General features: G+C 69.6%; 14 protein-coding genes. 8 read left to right on the forward strand and 6 right to left on the reverse strand.

Features of this window, described 5'->3' with window-relative positions; all coding sequences use genetic code 11:
• Positions 1-57: 57 nt before the first annotated feature.
• The 3 genes from HD596_RS02050 to HD596_RS02060 form a co-directional block, all read right to left on the reverse strand.
• The gene (locus HD596_RS02050) at positions 58-813 is read right to left on the reverse strand and encodes an ABC transporter ATP-binding protein (protein WP_185067609.1); all 756 of its coding nucleotides are present in this window, start codon (positions 811-813) and stop codon (positions 58-60) included.
• Between the two features lie 53 nt (positions 814-866).
• Positions 867-1,907 (reverse strand): LLM class flavin-dependent oxidoreductase, encoded by a 1,041-nt coding sequence (locus HD596_RS02055; protein ID WP_185067610.1) that lies wholly within the window; start codon positions 1,905-1,907, stop codon positions 867-869.
• Between the two features lie 284 nt (positions 1,908-2,191).
• Positions 2,192-2,944: a TetR/AcrR family transcriptional regulator gene (locus HD596_RS02060; RefSeq protein WP_185067611.1), complete on the reverse strand. Its 753-nt coding sequence runs from the start codon at positions 2,942-2,944 to the stop codon at positions 2,192-2,194.
• A gap of 83 nt (positions 2,945-3,027) precedes the next feature.
• Between HD596_RS02060 and HD596_RS02065 the strand changes: the two genes are divergently transcribed.
• Positions 3,028-3,945 carry an NmrA family NAD(P)-binding protein gene (locus tag HD596_RS02065; protein WP_185067612.1) on the forward strand — a complete coding sequence of 306 codons (918 nt, stop codon included), beginning with the start codon at positions 3,028-3,030 and terminating at the stop codon, positions 3,943-3,945.
• 143 nt (positions 3,946-4,088) lie between these two features.
• Here HD596_RS02065 and HD596_RS60115 read toward each other — a convergent pair whose 3' ends face one another.
• Entirely contained in the window at positions 4,089-4,241 is a 153-nt protein-coding gene (locus HD596_RS60115; RefSeq protein ID WP_221519138.1) for a hypothetical protein, read from the reverse strand.
• Between the two features lie 443 nt (positions 4,242-4,684).
• Here HD596_RS60115 and HD596_RS02075 point away from each other — a divergent pair, with 443 nt between their 5' ends.
• Positions 4,685-6,136 carry a cation:proton antiporter gene (locus tag HD596_RS02075; RefSeq protein WP_376775815.1) on the forward strand — a complete coding sequence of 484 codons (1,452 nt, stop codon included), beginning with the start codon at positions 4,685-4,687 and terminating at the stop codon, positions 6,134-6,136.
• Here the strand turns inward: HD596_RS02075 and HD596_RS02080 are convergent.
• Positions 6,133-6,819 carry a response regulator gene (locus HD596_RS02080; protein WP_185067614.1) on the reverse strand — a complete coding sequence of 229 codons (687 nt, stop codon included), beginning with the start codon at positions 6,817-6,819 and terminating at the stop codon, positions 6,133-6,135. The genes HD596_RS02075 and HD596_RS02080 overlap by 4 nt on opposite strands.
• Entirely contained in the window at positions 6,819-7,745 is a 927-nt protein-coding gene (locus HD596_RS02085; protein WP_221519139.1) for a sensor histidine kinase, read from the reverse strand. The genes HD596_RS02080 and HD596_RS02085 overlap by 1 nt, the downstream gene beginning before the upstream one ends.
• A 116-nt stretch (positions 7,746-7,861) precedes the next feature.
• On the opposite strand from HD596_RS02085, the gene HD596_RS02090 reads away from it, so the two are divergent.
• The 6 genes from HD596_RS02090 to HD596_RS02115 all read left to right on the forward strand — a co-directional run bounded on the left by HD596_RS02090 (position 7,862) and on the right by HD596_RS02115 (position 17,275).
• On the forward strand, positions 7,862-8,560 hold the full coding sequence (locus HD596_RS02090; protein ID WP_185067616.1) for an ABC transporter ATP-binding protein: 699 nt from the start codon (positions 7,862-7,864) through the stop codon (positions 8,558-8,560).
• Positions 8,557-10,860: an ABC transporter permease gene (locus HD596_RS02095; protein ID WP_185067617.1), complete on the forward strand. Its 2,304-nt coding sequence runs from the start codon at positions 8,557-8,559 to the stop codon at positions 10,858-10,860. Before HD596_RS02090 ends, HD596_RS02095 begins: the two co-directional genes overlap by 4 nt.
• A gap of 32 nt (positions 10,861-10,892) precedes the next feature.
• Positions 10,893-11,099, forward strand: a complete 207-nt coding sequence (locus HD596_RS02100) for a YciI family protein (protein ID WP_185067618.1) — start codon at positions 10,893-10,895, stop codon at positions 11,097-11,099.
• A 973-nt stretch (positions 11,100-12,072) separates the two neighbouring features.
• Positions 12,073-13,014: an esterase/lipase family protein gene (locus tag HD596_RS02105; RefSeq protein WP_185067619.1), complete on the forward strand. Its 942-nt coding sequence runs from the start codon at positions 12,073-12,075 to the stop codon at positions 13,012-13,014.
• 564 nt (positions 13,015-13,578) lie between these two features.
• Positions 13,579-15,474: a DNRLRE domain-containing protein gene (locus HD596_RS02110; RefSeq protein ID WP_185067620.1), complete on the forward strand. Its 1,896-nt coding sequence runs from the start codon at positions 13,579-13,581 to the stop codon at positions 15,472-15,474.
• Positions 15,368-17,275 carry a LamG domain-containing protein gene (locus tag HD596_RS02115; protein ID WP_185067621.1) on the forward strand — a complete coding sequence of 636 codons (1,908 nt, stop codon included), beginning with the start codon at positions 15,368-15,370 and terminating at the stop codon, positions 17,273-17,275. Before HD596_RS02110 ends, HD596_RS02115 begins: the two co-directional genes overlap by 107 nt.
• The last annotated feature ends 45 nt before the right edge of the window (positions 17,276-17,320 follow it).

Genomic DNA, 17,320 nt, shown 5'->3' on the forward strand with positions numbered 1-17,320 from the left:
AGTGCCAGACCGTCGCGTACGCGGACACCCGGGGTCGGCCCGTGTCCCACTCGATGGCTATTTGAGCCGCCGCGGGTACGGGGCGCGCGGCCGGCGCAGCACCTCGGCCACCGGCCCGCACTCGACGATCCGGCCCTCGTGCATCACCGCCAGCCGGTGTGCCCGATCTGCGGCGACGCCCAGGTCGTGGGTGACCAGCAGGACGGCGGTGCCGTTCTCCTCGGCCAGCCTCTGCATATCGTCGAGGATCACTCGCTGGACGGTGACGTCGAGGGCGCTGGTCGGCTCGTCGGCGATGATCAGCCGCGGCCGGGCGGCGATGGCGATGGCGATGAGCACGCGCTGCCGCATCCCGCCGGACAGCTCGTGCGGGTACTGCCGGGCTCGGGTCTCCGGGTCGGGCAGACCGGCCCGGCCCAGTAGCTCGATCGCGGCGCCGCGGGCCGAGGTACGCGTGGCCAGACCGTGGATGCGCAGCGTCTCGGCCACCTGGTCGCCGACGCGGTGCACGGGGTTGAGCGAGACGCCCGGATCCCGGGGGATCAGCCCGATCTGGTGCCCCCGTACGGCACGAAGCTCCCGCTCCGAGAGGGCGGCCAGATCGTGGGTGCCGAACCCGATGCGGCCCTCGTCGATCCGCCCGCCGGGCGGCAGCAGCCCTACGACGGCTTGCGCCAGTGTGCTCTTGCCCGACCCCGACTCCCCCGCCAGCGCGACGATCTCGCCTGGCCGCACGTCGAGATCGACCCCGCGTACGGCAAGCGTGATCCCATCGCGGGAGTGGTAGGAGACGTCCTCGCCACCGAGCACCATCCCGATCCCGCCGCCCCTGTTCCGGCTCGCCGTGGCGGGCCTGAGCCCGCAGGTCAGCGCAGCTCGGCGCGAATGACCGGCACCACCTCGGCGAAGAAGCGCTCCAGGTGGCCCCGCGTGGTGGCGGCGTCGGTGAAGAAGAAGCCCTCGAAGCCGACGCCGAACAGGTCGTTGCCGAAGTCGGCGTGCAGGGCGAGCAGCTTGTCGGTGATCTGCGCGGGGCTGCCGATCAGCGCCGAGCCGCGGGCGACGAAGTCCTCCAGGCTGTCGTAGGGGAAGCCGTTGCTCGCGGCGACCGGTTGCCGGCGGAAGCGTTCGAACGCCGGGCGGGCCAGCTCGTAGGCGTCCTGGGAGCGGGTGGCGATCACCGGCGAGTGGGCGCCCAGCCCAAGGGGGATCGCCGCGGGGTCGTGGCCGTGGTGCGCCAGCCGCTCCCGGTAGTGCCGGACCAGCTCCAGGTAGTGCGCGGCGGGCTTGAAGCCGTTGGCGGAGTACAGCGGGTCGCCGAAGGCGGCGGCCAGCTCGGTGGAGCGCCGGCTGGAGGCCGAGCCGTGCCACACGCGGGGGGCGGGCCGCTGGAAGGGGCGCGGCCGGGTCGTCACCTCGTCGAGAGGCGGGCGGAACCGTCCTGACCAGGTGACCCGTTCCTCACGCCACAGCCGCCGCAGCAGCTCGTACGCCTCGGCGAGCCGGTCCCACTGCTCCTCCTCGCGCGCCCCGAAGAGCTTCAGTGACGGCGCGTCGTTGCCCTTGCCGATGATCAGCTCCAGGCGGCCGTCGCTGAGGTGGTCGAGCATGGCGTAGTCCTCGGCCACCCGCACCGGGTCGTTGAGCGACAGCACGGCCACCGTGGTGAACAGCCGGATGGTCGACGTCCGCGCGGCGATGTGCGACAGCAGCACCGCCGGGGACGGGGACAGGAACGCAGGGTTGTGCCGCTCCCCCACGCCGAAGCCGTCGTAGCCGACCCGCTCGGCCCACACGGCGAGGTCGACCGTGGCGCGTAACCGGTCGTGCTCGCTCTCCCCGGGCAGCGACAACGCCGGATCGTTCGACAACAGCGTACTGGCGAGGAACTTCACGACAGCCCCCATTCACCATAAACTCTACCTGGAATAAGTATTATACGGAGGAGGGACGACGGATGCTCTGGCGCTGACGGCGTAGGCACCAGCCGGAGTACCCCAGGCGGGCGCTGGTCATGGGGGCGCTGCCCAAGCCGATCGCCGAGGTCGTACCGCCGACCGGCACCGCGAACAGCCTCAACGACATCGCCCGCACCGTTGGCGGCCTCCCCGGCCAGCTCGCCGCCGTGATCGCCTCCAGCACCGAGGGCTGCGCTGCGGCCGTGCCGGCGACCGCGAAGCGAGTGGCATCGCTAACCGGCAAGACGACGCCGGTGAGCCCGCTGGCGGCACGTCGAACTGCAGTAGCGGGGCGGCCGCCCTGTAGCCCGCTCCGGCAGCGGCGCCCCGCATTCCCCGCAGTGCCGCGGAGCGGAGGTTTCGTGACGTGACGGCGAGGCCGAGTCACGAAACGACTCGGGTTTCGTGACGGTACGGGCACGCAACCCGTCCACCAGCAACCGCACCAGCCGGGCGCCGCGGGCCTGGTCCCGGTGCGCGGCAAGCAGGGCGGCACCGCCGACGGCTAGCGCCGACAGGTCGTCCACCCGTACGTCGGCGCGTACCACACCTGCCCGTCTCGCGTCGTGCAGCAGGCGCTCCAGTGCCTCGTGGAACCGCCCTACCGCGGCGGCCAGCACGGCGCGCGGCCAGCTCCGGTCATCGGTGAGCGCATCGCACACGTGCTGGCGCCCCGCCGACTTCTCGATCACTTCGAGCAGGAAGCCGAACAGCGCGTCACCGGGAGCGGCGCGGGCGCGCCAGCGATCGGCGGCGGCCACCAGAGCGCCGAGGTGTTCGGCGAGCACCGCCTCGAGCAGGATGTCCTTGCTCGGGAAGTGCCGGTAGACCGTGCCGGCGCCAACCTCGGCGCGCTGCGCGATACGGCCGAGGGACACCCCGGGCCCCTCCTCGGCGAACACCCGCATCGCCGTGCGCAGCACGAGCTCCCGGTTGCGGCGGGCATCGGCGCGCCCGGCGGGCGCTGCGACCGGCGCTGCTGTCATGTCACGAAATCCTTGTCTGCGACGGCGAAGCGGGTGGAGCATTCCGGACCGAGCCAGTATCTCCCACCTCACCGGAGGGCACCATGACCACCGCCACACCAGCCGGCACCGACGCTCCGATCCTCATCACCGGCGCCACCGGCAAACAGGGCGGCGCCACCGCCCGCCGGCTGCTCGCCGAAGGCCGCAAGGTCCGCGCGCTGGTGCGCGACCCGGCCGCGCCGGCCGCCGCCGAGCTGGCCGCGGCGGGTGCCCAGCTCGTACGCGGCGACTTCGACGATCCGGCGAGCCTGCCACCCGCGCTCGACGGCGCCGCCGCCGTGTTCGGCGTGCCGCCGGTGTCCTTCGGCCCGGCCGGACCACGGACGGAGCTCGAGGTGGCCCGCGGCAGGGCGCTGATCGACGCCGCGGCCCGCGCGGGCGTCGAGCAGATCGTCTTCAGCACCGTCGCCTCCACCTCGGCCCCGTCGCGAGGGGCGCAGGGCAAGACGCTTATCGAGGAGTACCTACGCGACCACGTGGCGCTGCCCACCGTGCTGCGCCCGGTCCGGTTCATGACGAACTATCTCGGCGCCGGAGTCGTCGGCATCGACGGCATCTCCCCTGATGGCGTGCACCGGCACCTCTTCCCGCCGCACGAGCCCATGCAGGTCATCGCACTGGAGGACATCGCCGAGTTCGCCGCGCTCACGTTCGCGGACCCGGCCCGATTCGCCGGACGTACCTTGGAACTGGCCGGCGACGAACCGACCCCGGTCGAGGCCGCCGCCGCGATCAGCGCGGCCACCGGCCTCCCGATCCGGTACGAGCAGCTCACCGACGACGAGACCGCCCGGCTCGGCCCGGAGATCGCCGAGACCGCGAAACACTGGCAGGCCGGTCACCGCTGGCACGCCGACATCGAGGCCCTGCGCGTCATCCATCCCGGTCTGCGCACCCTCGCCGATTGGCTCGCCGACTCCGGCGCCGCCGCCATCCGCGCCCACGTCACCGCCGTATGAGCCGCCTGCTCAGCCTCAGGACGGTCGGGGCGCACGGGAATACGCAGGCGGGTGAGCAGGTTGGGTCCTCCGCCTGGCACGGGAGAACCCGAGGTAGGGGTACCGGCGGGTACACGGCGAACTGGTTCGGCTCGGCTTGCAGGTCAGTGCAGCGACCGTGCGACGGATCCCGCGTCCACGCCGACACGGTCCCGCTCCCCGAAGCCGTCCGGGCCGGTGAGGAAGGCCACGACGTTCGTGATCTCGCCAGGCGTGCCGGTACGACCTGCGCCGCACGCCTGAAGCATGCTCATCATGTGGTCGCCCCGAATGCAGAGCCACGACTGTAACGCGCGGTCCTCCAGCAGCCTTCACATCAGTGACCGGTGACGGTCGACATCGCGAGATCACAGGTTCGCCCGATGACGCTCGCCGCCGGTGAACCGATAGTGCAGGTCGAGCAGACCGGCCGGCTGCGACCCTCACTCTCATCACGCCGGCCACCGCGATCGCTGAGCGGAGGCCAGCATGCCTCCGGATGGCCGGACCACACGACCTCATCGGAATCCCGCCACACGGCCTCGCCGGCTGAACCATCCAGAGCAGGTCGCGTGAGGTCGCGGCGGCCACCGCCGCACCAGGATCTCCACCTCCTTGGAGGTGTCACTCCGCACGAGCATCCGGCCCCGCGTTCGCCGCCCGCTCACGACGAGGCGGGGCCGCGGCTCTTGCCGCAGCAGTCGGAGGTGGCGAATGGATCATGGTGTGTGCGGGGTTGGCGCCCTCCAGGATTCGAACCTGCGACCGTCGGATTGGACGCGCGGTCTTCGATCCGCGAGTGCCTTCAGCGAGTCAGGTCGCGCGTAGCTTGCGGATCGGTGCGGGCCGCATCAGCGAGAGCCGGCGAACAGGCCCCGCTCGGCCACCTCGGCCGACCACACCGCATCATCGAAAGTGCTCTCCGTCACCATCCCCGGGCCACACCTCGGCAGAGTCAGGGCTACGCCGACGGCATGGCGGCACCGGCATCGCAGGACGTGCGCATGGTCGCGGTGCGGAAGAGCGCCTCCTGCCTGATCCGCTCATCGGCCCCACCCTGCTCAGTCCCGGCCTCACGGCCATGATCTTCCCCGAGGAGGTGCGGCCTGCGCTGAGCGCGCTCGCCGGGGTCGGGGTAGCGCTGTTCATGTTCGTCGTCGGCACCGAGCTGGACGCCGGAGCCATGAAGGGCGGCGGGCGGGTGACGGTGTGGGCCTCGCTCTTCGCGACGGCGGTGCCGCTGGCGCTGGGCGCCCTGCTGGCCGGGACGCTGCTGTCGGGGCACCAGAGGGGTTCCGGCGCCGGGTTCGTGCTGTTCTTCGCGGTGGCGTTGTCGGTGACCGCGTTCCCTGTCCTGGCGCGCATCATCGCCGACCGCGGCATGACCGGCACCCGGATCGGCGCCACCGCGCTGACCTGTGCGGCCGTCTGCGACGTGCTGGCCTGGTCGCTGCTCGCGCTGGTCGTCGCGCTCGCCACCGGCGCCCGCTTCCAGTGGTGGCTGCTGCTGCTCGTGCCGTACGTCGTCGTGATGGTCACGCTCGTGCGCCCGCTGCTGCGCCGGGTGAGCGAGCTCCGCCGGCACGGCGAGCCGGGAGGCGGATTCTTCTTCGCCGTCGTGCTGGCCGGGCTGCTGATGTCGGCCGCCTTCACGGAGTGGCTGGGGCTGCACTACATCTTCGGGGCGTTTCTCTTCGGCGTCCTCCTGCCCAAGGGCGGGGGCGGCGAGGTGCGCGAGTGCGTGATCCGACGGGTCGAGCCGCTGTGCGGCGCGCTCTTGCTCCCCGTCTACTTCGTGGTGGCGGGGCTCAAGATAGACCTGTCCGGGCTGACCGTGGGCGAGCTGGGAGAACTGGCCCTCATCCTGGCCACGGCTGTGACGGCCAAGTTCGCCGGCGCGTACGCCGGAGCCCGCATCGGCGGCCTGGACTCGCGCGGGGCGATCACGCTCGGAGCGCTGCTGAACACGCGCGGGCTGACGGAGCTCGTCGTGCTGGGCGTCGGGCTGGAGCTCGGCGTGCTGAACGAGCGCCTCTACGCGCTCATGGTGGTGATGGCCGTCGTGACCACCGCGCTCACCGGCCCCCTGCTGAACCGGCTGCATCCGGCGCCGGCGGAGGAGTCGTCGCGGCGCGCCGCCTCCTCCCCCGCTCGCGCCGGTCGAGCGGGCTAGTTGCCGGTGCCCGCGCTGACGAGCCCGGTCTCGTAGGCGACGACGACGGCCTGGGCGCGGTCGCGCAGGCCGAGCTTGGTGAAGATGCGGGCGACGTGGGTCTTCACCGTGGTCTCGCTCAGCGTCAGCGCCTCGGCCAGTTCGGCGTTGGACAACCCGCGCCCCACCAGCGTCAGCACCTCGAGCTCGCGCGTGGTCAGGCTGGCCAGGTCGGCGTGCGCGTCCTTGGACGGCGTGCCGCCGGCGGGGTCCTGCGTGGCGAAGCGCTCGACGAGCCGCCGGGTGATCGACGGCGCCAGCAGGGCATCACCGGTGGTGACCAGCCGAACGGCATTGGTCAGGTGCTCGGGCGTGACGTCCTTCAGCAGGAAACCGCTAGCGCCGAGAGCCAGCGCGGCGTACACGTAGCGGTCGAGGTCGAACGTGGTCAGCATGAGCACGCGGCAGTCCGGATCCTGCGCCAGGACCCGCCTGGCCGCCTCCAGCCCGTCCATGTTGGGCATGCGGATGTCCATGAGCACAACGTCCGGCCGCAGCTCCCGCGCGGCCGTCACCGCCTCCACACCGTCGGCCGCCTCCCCCACCACGTCGATGCCGCGGGTGGTGAGGATCAGCCGGAATCCTGCCCGGATGAGCGCCTGATCGTCGACGATCAGCACGCGGGGCGAAGGCTCGGGGGTCATCAACCATCCTGTCGATGTGAGGTGCCCGCCGGGGGCGGACCAGACCGGTCGCCGGCGGGCGGCGCGTTCAGCGGGATGCGGGCGCGGATGCGGTAACCGCCGCCGAGGCGGCGCCGGGCGTCCAGGTCCCCGCCGTAGACGGCGACCCGTTCGCCCAGCCCCAGCAGGCCGCGCCCGGTTCCGTCGTCGCGTTTGCGCTGCTGCGCCACCGGCACGGCACGGCCCCGCCCTGCCGGCTGCTCGGGCTGGTCGGCGGTGAGCGTGCTGGGGCCGGTGTTGAGCACCTCCACGCGTATCTGGTTCTCGGCGTAGCGGATCGTCACCTCGGCCTTCGTATCCGGCTCGGCGTGCTTGAGCGCATTGGTCAAGGCCTCCTGGATGATCCGGTAGACCGTCGCGTCGATGCCCGGCGGCAGCGCGCGGGGCTCGCCCAGGATGCGCGTCTCCACATTCAGCCCGGCGAAGGCGAAGCGGTCGATCAGCGTGTTCAGGGTGCTCAGGCTCGGCGACGGCACGAGGCCGGCGTCAAAGGAATCCTCAACGCCGTCCGGCGAAGGCGCGAGCAGTCCCAGCAGGTGCCGCAGCTCCGACATCGCCGAGCGGCCGGCGTTCTCGACCGCTTTGATCGCCTCCGCGCACTCGTCCGGCTTGATGGTCATCACCTCGCGCGCCGCGCTGGCCTGGACGACCATGAGGCTCACGTTGTGACTGACGATGTCGTGCAGTTCCCTGGCGATCCTGGCCCGTTCGGCGTCGACCGCCGCCCTGGCGGCCCGGTCGCTCTCTCGCTCCAGGATCCTGCCCCGCTCCTCGATGGCCTCGCGGTGCCGCCGGTGAGATCGCACGAGCGCGACACTCAGCGACAGCGTGACTCCCAGCAGCGCCACCACAACGACGACCAAGGTGTACGCCCAGACTCCGCCCACCGTTCCACCCTGGCAAACGGCGTGGAGATCCGCACTACATCCACAGGATGACATCGGAGCGGATTTACATCCGGGGAAGGATGCCCGGCGTCCGGCACCGTTCGTAGCCTCCTTGCATGACAACCGGAACCGAGATCGTCGTACAACTTGATCAGGTACGCAAGCAATACGGCGAGACGGCGGCACTGGGCGGCGTCTCGCTGGAGATCCGTGCCGGTGAGGCCGTCGCGGTGATGGGACCATCGGGCTGCGGGAAGTCGACGCTCCTCAACATGATCGCCGGGCTGGACCGACCCAGCGCCGGAAGGGTCATCGTCCACGGCGAGGACCTGACCGGGTTGAACGAGACAGGGCTGGCGCTGTTCAGGCGGCGCCGGATCGGCATGGTCTTCCAGTTCTTCAACCTGCTCGACGACCTGTCCGCGCTCGACAACGTGGCGCTCGCCGCCCAGCTCACCGGCACACCCGCCGCCCAGGCCCGCAGACGCGCGCTCGAACTGCTGGACGAACTCGGCATCGCCGACCGCGCCCGCATGTACCCCGCGGTGCTGAGCGGCGGCGAGCGCCAGCGTGTCGCCGTCGCCCGCGCCCTCATGAACCGGCCGGCCGTGCTGCTGGCCGACGAGCCGACCGGCGCGCTGGACAGCCACTCCGGTGAGCAGGTGATGGACCTGCTGCTCGACCTGCACCAGATCGGCCAGACGCTGCTGCTGGTCACCCATGACGAACGGCTGGCCGAGCGGTGCGCCGGCCGGGTGATCGAGTTGGCCGACGGCCGGGTGACCGCCGAACGCAAGCTGGAGTGGGCCCCATGAGCGTGGTGTGGAGCATCGCACTGGCGGCGGTGCGGCGGCGTAGGTTGCAGAGCACGGTCCTGGCCGTGGTGGTCATGTGCTCCACCGTGGCGATCGTCGTGGCGCTCGGTCTGCTCGAGGCCTCCTCGGGGCCCTTCGACCGGACCTTCGCCAAGCAGCACGGGGCGCACGTCGTGGCCACGTTCGACCGGGCCACGGTTCCCGACGCGCTGCTCACGCAGACGGCGGGCAAGCCGGGGGTCGAAGCGGCGGCCGGGCCGTTCGGCCAGAGCGTGGTCACCGTCGCCGACACCCGGCAGAGCCTGCCGCCCGGACCGCTCACGGTCGTCGGACGGCCCGGTCCGGGCGGTCCCGTGGACCAGGTCGACCTCTGGGCGGGCCGCTGGGCCGCCAAACCCGGGGAGATCGTGGTGAACCGGCCGGTCGAGCCGCTCTTCAGCGACCTGATCGGCGCCACGGTGCAGGCCCAGGAGGGGATGAACTTCACCATCGTCGGCCTGGCCTCCAGCGTCAGCAGGACATCTGAGGCCTGGGTCACCCCCGCGCAGATGCAGACGATGAACCCCAAGACCACCCAGATGCTCTACCGGTTCACCAAGGCGGAGACGGAGGGCGACCTGCGCGCGGCCACGACGAGCGCGACCGCCGGGCTGCCGTCCTCCGGCGTGCTCAACCAGCAGTCCTACCTCGCCGTCAAGCAGGACGTCTCCCGGGCGGCCGCCGCCTACCTGCCGTTCCTGGTGGGGTTCGGTCTCCTGGGACTGCTGGTGGCGGTGCTCATCGTGGCGAACGTCATCGGCGGCGCCGTCGTCGCCGGGCAGCGGCACATCGGAGTGCTCAAGTCACTGGGGTTCACCCCCAACCAGGTCATGGCCGTGTACCTGGCCATGGTCCTGCTGCCCGGGTTCGCCGGGTGTCTGGTCGGCACCGGGCTCGGCGCCCTGGTCTCACAGCCGCTGCTGCAGCGCGTGTTCGCGGGCATCGGGTCGTCCATCGGCCTGGGCGTCAGCCTGTGGGTGTATCTGGCGGCGCTGATCGGCGTACCGGCCGTGGTCGTCCTGGCCGCGCTCATCCCCGCCTCTCGCGCGCATCGGCTGTCCGCCGCCGAGACCATCCGGGTCGGCAGCGCGCCCCAGCCGGGACGCGGGCAGGCGATCCAGGGCCTGCTGTCGGGCACTCCGCTCCCCCGCTCGGTGAGCCTGGGCCTGGGCCTGCCGTTCGCCCGCCCCGGCCGCTCGACGTTGACGCTGGCCGCGATCGTCCTCGGCGTGGCCGCGGTGACGCTCGCCACCGGCCTGTTCCAGACGATGACCGCCTATGGTGACACGGCACAACGCGTGGGCCACGTCCATTCCGTGGTCTATGTCGGACGGCCCGATCAGACCAGGCCCAAGCTGAACGACGCCGCCATCGAGGCGCTGCTGCGCTCGCAGCCCGGCGTGCGGTACGTGACCGCCGACGCCTGGATCGACGTGCAGCTCCCGGGCCACACGGGCCGGATCAAGGCCCAGTTTCTGCGCGGCGACGCCGCGACCCGCGGCGACGTGGTGGTGGCCGGGCGCTACATCTCCGGGCCTAACGAGGTCGCCGCCCCTTCGGCGTTCCTGAAGCGGTTCGGGCTGCACGTCAGCGACCGGCTCACGCTCGCGCTCGGCGGCGGCCGCACCCAGGCCACGATCGTGGGCGAGCTCATGGACGCCGCGAACGACCTCGTCATCGCGAGCTGGCCCACGCTGACCGCGCTCGACCCGAACAGGAGCGCCACTCAGTACGAGGTGCGGCTCGCTCCAGGCGCCGACGTCGAGAAGTTCAACGCGGCCGTCAAGGCGGCCGAACCCGGCCTGTACCCCCAGACGAAGTCGCAGGTGGACCAGAACAGCGTGGCCATCATCAGTGCGGCGTCCATCTTCACCCTGCTCCTCGGCACGGTGGCGACGCTGGGCGTCTTCAACACCGTGGTGCTCAACACCCGCGAGCGCCGCCGCGACCTGGCCATGCTGAAGTCGATCGGGATGACCCCGCGCCAGGTGACGCTGATGATGGTCACGTCCATGGCGGCGCTGGGTGCCTTCGGCGGCCTGGTCGGCATCCCCATCGGCATCGCCTCGCACCGGGTCATCGTGCTGGCCATGCTCAACGCGGTGGGGCTCACCGCACCCGAGATCCTGCTCGACGTCTGGCAGGCCACGGCACTGGCCGCGCTGGTCGTGGCGGGTGTGGCCATCGCCATGCTGGGCGCGTACCTGCCCGCGCGCTCGGCCGCCACGCTGACCATCGCCGAAGCGCTGCGCACAGAATGAGCACCAGGCGACGCGATGGGAAGTCCTGATCGATGTACCACTCCTACACGGCGGCCCAGTCGCTGTCCCTCACCATGCAGGAGGAATTGATCGAGCGCCTCCAGGACACCCGCCCGTACGCACCGCGCACCGTGCTGACCATCACCGATCCGGAGACCGGCGAGACGTACCGGCTGGCGCTCGGCCCAGCGCACGTGGCATACCTGGAGGACCTGCTGGCCTTCGGCGTGATTCCGTAACCCGCCCCCACCGCGACAGCCACATCGGCCCCGTACGGGAGGGGCGGCGGACCCACGTTCAAGGCGGCGTTCACCATTGCCTCCGGGTGCGTCGGCGTCGTCCTGCTCGGGCTCACGCTGCTATCGTGCGTCACGATGAGACACACGTGAGTCACGTCCTCAGGGGCCCTTGCGCACCATCCGCGCCGCCTTACGTGCCGCGCCCGACACCAGCCTCGCGGTCGCCCGTACGTTGCCGTGACACGGCTGTGGCAGCACCGACATGTGCGTGTCGGCGGTCAGCGCGATGCCGGCATGCCCCAGCTAGCCCTGCACCAGCCGCAGGTCCAGCGCAGCCCCGCTACCTCGGCGCGGCGCGAACGTCGTAGAGCGATCAGCCACCACAGCACGGGCGCTCGCCCTTACGCCGCCAAGCGACCTCCCGCCGCAGCGTCCACACCACCGGGTGGATGTGGCGTGGAGACGGCAATCGTTGCCCGCGAGCCGGGTTGTCACCGATCAAATCCTCTCGTTAGCCAGCGCCGCGAACGCGCCCGCAGCTTGTTCAACTGCCGCTGTGGCGGCGGACTTTTTCCGCGCTCCGTCGCCGCAGTGTGTCTGACGCCCAGGAACGCCGAAATCCTGGCGCTGTACGCACCACAGGCGTGCGAGGATCTCGCGAAACGAACCGCTTTCAGACTCAGCGGCGCCCATACGAACCGGCCTATACGGCGACCCACCTGACATGCCTGACCTGCAGGTGCGATCAGCGGCACCGGACGTGAGCGCGTCCGCGCCGGGCCTGTCCTCGAATCACGCCGGGCCATGCGACGGCACCCACCTCGCCATGACGCCGAGAGGCTCGTCATCCCGGCCCCGTACCTGCCTGGTCACGAGCCGGCATGAGCGGCGGGATGCCGAATGTTCAACTGATTCACGGAATGATCGTCTGCGCGTTACTCTGCCTCCGGCCTAACGGAAATGGAGACCATGGATGCACAGATTAGCCAGATCCGGTTTTGCCCTGTCCTTAGTCGGGGCCATAGTCGCGGCCACCCTGATCGCCACCGCACCCGCCGCGTCAGCCGCGCCCGCACGCGGCAACGGACACCGGGTCACCGTCATGGTCCACGGGTTCGACCGCGAGGCCGACATCAGCTGCTCCGGCGCATGGAACAGCGCCAAGAATCTGCTGAACGCCAATGGCTGGGGCGACGTCGTCACCTTCGGCTACTACAACAAGGCCACCAACTGCGACCTCAGACTCCAAGGGACCACCGACACGCGCATCCAGGAGGTCGGCCGCCAGTTCGCGTGGACCGTCTACTACCTGTACTCCAGCAAGGACGTGGCAATCGACGTCGTGACGCACTCCATGGGCGGTCTGGTCGCGAAGGCGGCCATCGAGGGCGTCAACAGGTACGGCGTGGGCAAGCCGCCACCCGACCTGAGCGGGCTGACGGTCGATCCGAACAACCTCGGCGCGACCGCGTGGCCCAGAGACTGGCCCCCCTTCCTGTACATCGAGGACATGGTCACGTTCGCCACGCCGCACCTGGGCATCGGCAGCGCGGTGGTGACCGCGTGCGCCATCACCCACGAGCAGTGCAGCGACATGCGTCCGGGCAGCGGCTTCATCAGCTGGCTGGGAAAGCAGCCGCAGTCCCAGATGGGCACGGACTACACCTTCCTCGCCTCGAAGCACGACGACACGGTCAGCGCCGACTCGGCGACCAACAAGCGCACCGCCCACCATTGGGCACTCTACGGCTCGAACGCCGACGGTGGCACGCTGAGTCACACCTCCATCCGGAACACCTCGACCGGCGACTGGCAAGCGTCGTACGGCGGGGAATTCAGCGACGAGGGTGAGGGCTCGTACCCCGCGCCGCTCCTTCGGATGATGGACGGCCTGTACGACCAGCAGGCCCAGTAGCGCAGAACGACGATCGGCACGCCACAGTGGTGGCATGCCGCAATCGAGACAAGCAAAGTGCCTGGCTCGCGGAACCTGAGGCGCGAGCAGGGCGCTGAGCTGGTTGCCTCAGTTTGAGTGAGACAGGGATGCCGTCGTTGTCCCACTCAAACTGAGCAATCTTCGTCTGCCACCACTCCGCCTGCCGATGACGCCATCCGCGCGGGTCATCCGGGCTTGTACGGCTACGACCGGCGACGCCGGGCCGATCTGCCGATGAGCGGCCGTGGCGTGTTCATCGAGTTGACGGGTGCGGCGGCTGCACCGTCCCGCATTCCGTTTTCCGGACACCCCGGTCGGGCGCCTGATCAATCGGCATTCTTGGGCATTTGCTGCATGACCTCCGCCATGGCGCGGCCTCGCTGATGTTGGCGTCCGGGGGGGAGATGAAGGTGATCCAGGAGGCACTGGGACATTGCGCCTGTGGGGTGTTAGCGGCCATCACAAAGTCCTGATCGGCGGACATCTCCGTCTTGGTAGACGGACATAGCGGTCCTGGCTGGCGGACATCGGAAATCCTGGTCGATGGCGTCGCCCGCCTACCCGAGCGGCCCGAACCTCCTGGCCGGCACCATGACCGGCGGGATGAAGATTCGGACGCACCTGAAGTTCGACACCCCGGGCCTGAAGGGCAGCACGGTGACCGACGCCAAGCTGTCGATGAACACCATCGATAGCCACAACTGCGGCGCCGCGCTCACCAACGGCATCCAGGTCGCCCGGCTGACCAGCGCATGGGACCCGGACAACCTGTACTGGGCCACCAAGCCTGCCTTCACTACCGAGGACGCCTCGGCAAACTTCAAGGGCGTCAATTCCGACTGCGCCACCTGGCCGGACAGCATGGACTGGAACGTCACCGGCATCGCCCAGGACTGGGCCGCCGGCGCCGCCAACCACGGCCTGGTGCTCAAGTCGCCCGGCGAGGCGAACATCGACAACTACCGGGTGTTCACCTCCTCCGAAGACACCGACTTCAACCAACCGCCCACGCTGACCATCACCACCAGCGGACCGGCCTCGCAACCGGCTGTCTCCGCCCCGGCCATCACACCGGCGCAGACTGTGGACGGTGTCACCGTGACCGGCTCGCTCACCCCGCAGCTCGCCGTGACCGTCGCCGACCCCGCCGGCGGCAGCCTCACCGGCCAGTTCGAGGTCGAGCACGACCCGGCCGCGCCTGGGCAGGGCACCGGCCAGATCCGGACCGGCACCTCGCAGACGGTCACCTCCGGCGGCCAGGCCACTGTCAGCATCCCTCCCGGGAAGCTGGCGGACGGCTGGAAGATCCGCTGGCGGTCCCGCGCGGCCAACGCCGCCGCCTCCACCACCTCTGCGTGGTCGGAGTGGCAGACGGCCACCGTGGACGTGCCGAATCCCAGCGTCGGCCCTTTCGGCGTCACGCCGTCACAGGTAGTCGACGGTCAGACGGTCACGAGCAGCCTGACGCCCACCCTGCATACCATGGTGAGCGACCCGGCGGGGCAACCGGTTCGCGCGGAGTTCGAGGTCGAACACGACCCGGCCCCGGCAGGGCAAGGTGCCGGGCAGATCTGGGCCGGTGGCGTCGACAACGTCGCCTCCGGGACCCAGGCCGCGCTCACCGTTCCTGCGGGCAAGCTGACCGATGGCTGGAACGTCCGGTGGCGGGTCCGCGCGATCAACTCCGCCACCACGGTCAGCTCACCGTGGTCCGGCTGGCAGAGCCTGAGCGTCGACGTTCCGCCGCCCGCTTCCGAGCCCGCGATCGGAGCCCTGCAGATCTCTCCGTCAGAGCAGGTGAACGGCACCACCATCGTCACCACGCTCACTCCGACGCTCCGCGCCGAGGTCGGCAACCCGATCGGTGGAACCCTTCGTGCCGAGTTCGTGGTGGAACACGATCCAGAAGCCACGGAGCAAGGCAGCGGCCCCATCTGGGATGGAGCCGTCGACAACGTGGCCTCCGGCGCGCAGGCCACCGTCAATATCCCCGCCGGGGTACTGACCGACGGGTGGAAGGTGCGCTGGCGTGCTCGTGCCGTTGCGGGAGAAACGAGTTCTCCCTGGTCTGAGTGGCACTCGGCCACTGTCGCAGTGCCCAAAGCCGGCCGTGGCCGATCTCGTCCTCACCCCGTCAACGGTCATAGACGGCCAAACGATCATGAACGTACTGAGCCCGACGCTCAAGGCGACTGTGACTGGGCCCGCCGGGCAAACGGTCCGGGCCGAGTTCGAAGTCGAGCACGACCCGGGCAGCACCGGGCAAGGCGCTGGGCAGATCTGGGCTGGATCCGTCGACGGCCTCGCATCGGGCACCCAGGCGAGCCTCACGGTGCCCCACGGAGAGCTGTCGGACGGATGGACCGTCCGCTGGCGTGCCAGGGCGATCGCCGGCGAGGTGTCGAGCGACTGGGCCGCGTGGCACTATGTCACGCTTGATCTGGCTCAAGCCGGACCAGGACCGATGGCGCGAACGGCGGGGCCGGTGCTGCGCACCGATCAAAGTTTCACCGTCGCGGCATGGGTGAGGTGGGACGACCAGAACGGCGCGTACACCATCGTTGGACAAGATGGCGTAAATGCGGCGCCATTCCGGCTGGGAAACGATCCGGAAGACGGCCTGATCTTCAGCTTGACGTCGTCTGATACCGCCGACGCGAGATCGGAAGGCGTCGTGTCGGGCGTCAAAGCTCCCGCAAACTCCTGGTTTCACATCGCGGCCGTGTACGACAAGGAGAGCAGCACCGCGACTCTCTACGTGAACGGCAACACCATCGGGTTGCCGGTGCTGGACGAGAGCCAAGAAGACACGGAGGTGTCGGCAAGCGCGCCGATCAGTTTCCCGACCTGGAATTCCACCGGGCCGCTCACTCTCGGCACCAGCATGAACGGCACTCTCGACGAGGTGTGGGCCTACGATCGCGCCCTGTCCCACTCGGAGATCGCTGAGCTGGTGGACGGCAGCAGTTCCGAGGAGTTCGCTCCGCTCGCCGGCCAGGGTGACAGACGGTCCACGACGGCCATGGCCGCTCCGCAACCCATGACGTACGATCGCGTCGACCCGGAAGAGTGCTGGAAGAAATTCGAGGACAACGACAGGAATAAGGCAACCTGGCGGAAGAACCGCTTCAGCGGATGTCAGGTGCACAGCATCAAATTCGCCGGTGACGGCGCGGATACCGGGGAATTCTTCCTGATGCTCGTCGCCAGCACCTTCAACGGTCCGGACGGAGGTCCGGGCGGAGTTCCCCCCGGCGGAACCAGCCGGGACATGTACTTCGACGTCTATGTCAATGAGTTCAGGTTCAGTGACTACGATTTCCTGGACGCGGACTATACGCTCGGCCTGAGCCCGGCACGAGGGCAGACAGCGTGCCGTCACATCACCTCATGGAACGGGAGCGCACAGCACAACAACATCACCAAAGAAGGCGACGAGCTGCGGGCCCTCAGCAATCCGATCGACGACAAGTGGCCCAAGCTCGCCACCTGGCGGTTCCGCTCCGCTCCCGGAGACGCGAGCGGAGCCGATCTCATCTCGAACTGCAACTTCAGCCCATGGGTAAAGACCGACAGCGACGGGTGGCTGGATCCCATCAAGTTCGAATGGGGCCATGGCGCCACGCCGCAGCAGTTCACCATCCGGTGCGACTCCGCCACATACATCTCGAAGCAGTTTCCGGGAGGGTGTGCGATGCCCGCGGCAGCGTCCATCAAATGGGAGCTCGGGGCTGGTTACGACGAAGCCTACATCCATTACTGGAAGGCCTGTTACGACAAGGGCGACACCTACCCCAAGAGGCCCGACAAGATCATCAAGGGCTGCGCGACCTCGGCCAACGAGAACCCCGGAGCACAGAACTACCTGCATCGGATAGGCCAACCGGAGATCGATCGGAACCGCGGACGAGCCACCACCAGGTGCAGAAGTCTCTGGCCGAACTACGGCACTCCCGTACCTCCCATGGTCCACATGGAGTGCGATGAGTTTCCGCCGGCATCCGCCGTGGAGCGGACACCGGCCGGGGACAGGGCAAGGAACTTGTCGGTGTGCGCCATGCCGGGCACCGCGGCCGGCCCCAACGGTAAAGCCGGCAAGGCCATGACACGCTTCTACAATCGCGACCGGCTCCTGTACAAGGACGATCCATGGTTCTCGCGGTTCGCCACCAAGCTACAACCCTATCCGGCCACACCGTCCAACCGTCAATGGATTCCAACTGCTGGAAACCTGCTGTAGGCGGATACACGAAGTGGCCATAACCGGAAAATGACGCGCGTATAG

It is taken from the genome of Nonomuraea jabiensis (genome assembly GCF_014204795.1).
Classification (GTDB): Bacteria; Actinomycetota; Actinomycetes; order Streptosporangiales; family Streptosporangiaceae; genus Nonomuraea; species Nonomuraea jabiensis.

Coding starts and splice junctions, on each gene's coding strand:
- HD596_RS02060 (WP_185067611.1), bottom strand. CDS start 2,944: ATGACAGCAGCGCCGGTCGCAGCGCCCGCCGGGCGCGCCGATGCCCGC.
- HD596_RS02100 (WP_185067618.1), top strand. CDS start 10,893: ATGTACCACTCCTACACGGCGGCCCAGTCGCTGTCCCTCACCATGCAG.
- HD596_RS02065 (WP_185067612.1), top strand. CDS start 3,028: ATGACCACCGCCACACCAGCCGGCACCGACGCTCCGATCCTCATCACC.
- HD596_RS02090 (WP_185067616.1), top strand. CDS start 7,862: ATGACAACCGGAACCGAGATCGTCGTACAACTTGATCAGGTACGCAAG.
- HD596_RS02055 (WP_185067610.1), bottom strand. CDS start 1,907: ATGGGGGCTGTCGTGAAGTTCCTCGCCAGTACGCTGTTGTCGAACGAT.
- HD596_RS02095 (WP_185067617.1), top strand. CDS start 8,557: ATGAGCGTGGTGTGGAGCATCGCACTGGCGGCGGTGCGGCGGCGTAGG.
- HD596_RS02110 (WP_185067620.1), top strand. CDS start 13,579: ATGGCGTCGCCCGCCTACCCGAGCGGCCCGAACCTCCTGGCCGGCACC.
- HD596_RS60115 (WP_221519138.1), bottom strand. CDS start 4,241: ATGATGAGCATGCTTCAGGCGTGCGGCGCAGGTCGTACCGGCACGCCT.
- HD596_RS02080 (WP_185067614.1), bottom strand. CDS start 6,819: ATGACCCCCGAGCCTTCGCCCCGCGTGCTGATCGTCGACGATCAGGCG.
- HD596_RS02075 (WP_376775815.1), top strand. CDS start 4,685: ATGGTGTGTGCGGGGTTGGCGCCCTCCAGGATTCGAACCTGCGACCGT.
- HD596_RS02105 (WP_185067619.1), top strand. CDS start 12,073: ATGCACAGATTAGCCAGATCCGGTTTTGCCCTGTCCTTAGTCGGGGCC.
- HD596_RS02050 (WP_185067609.1), bottom strand. CDS start 813: ATGGTGCTCGGTGGCGAGGACGTCTCCTACCACTCCCGCGATGGGATC.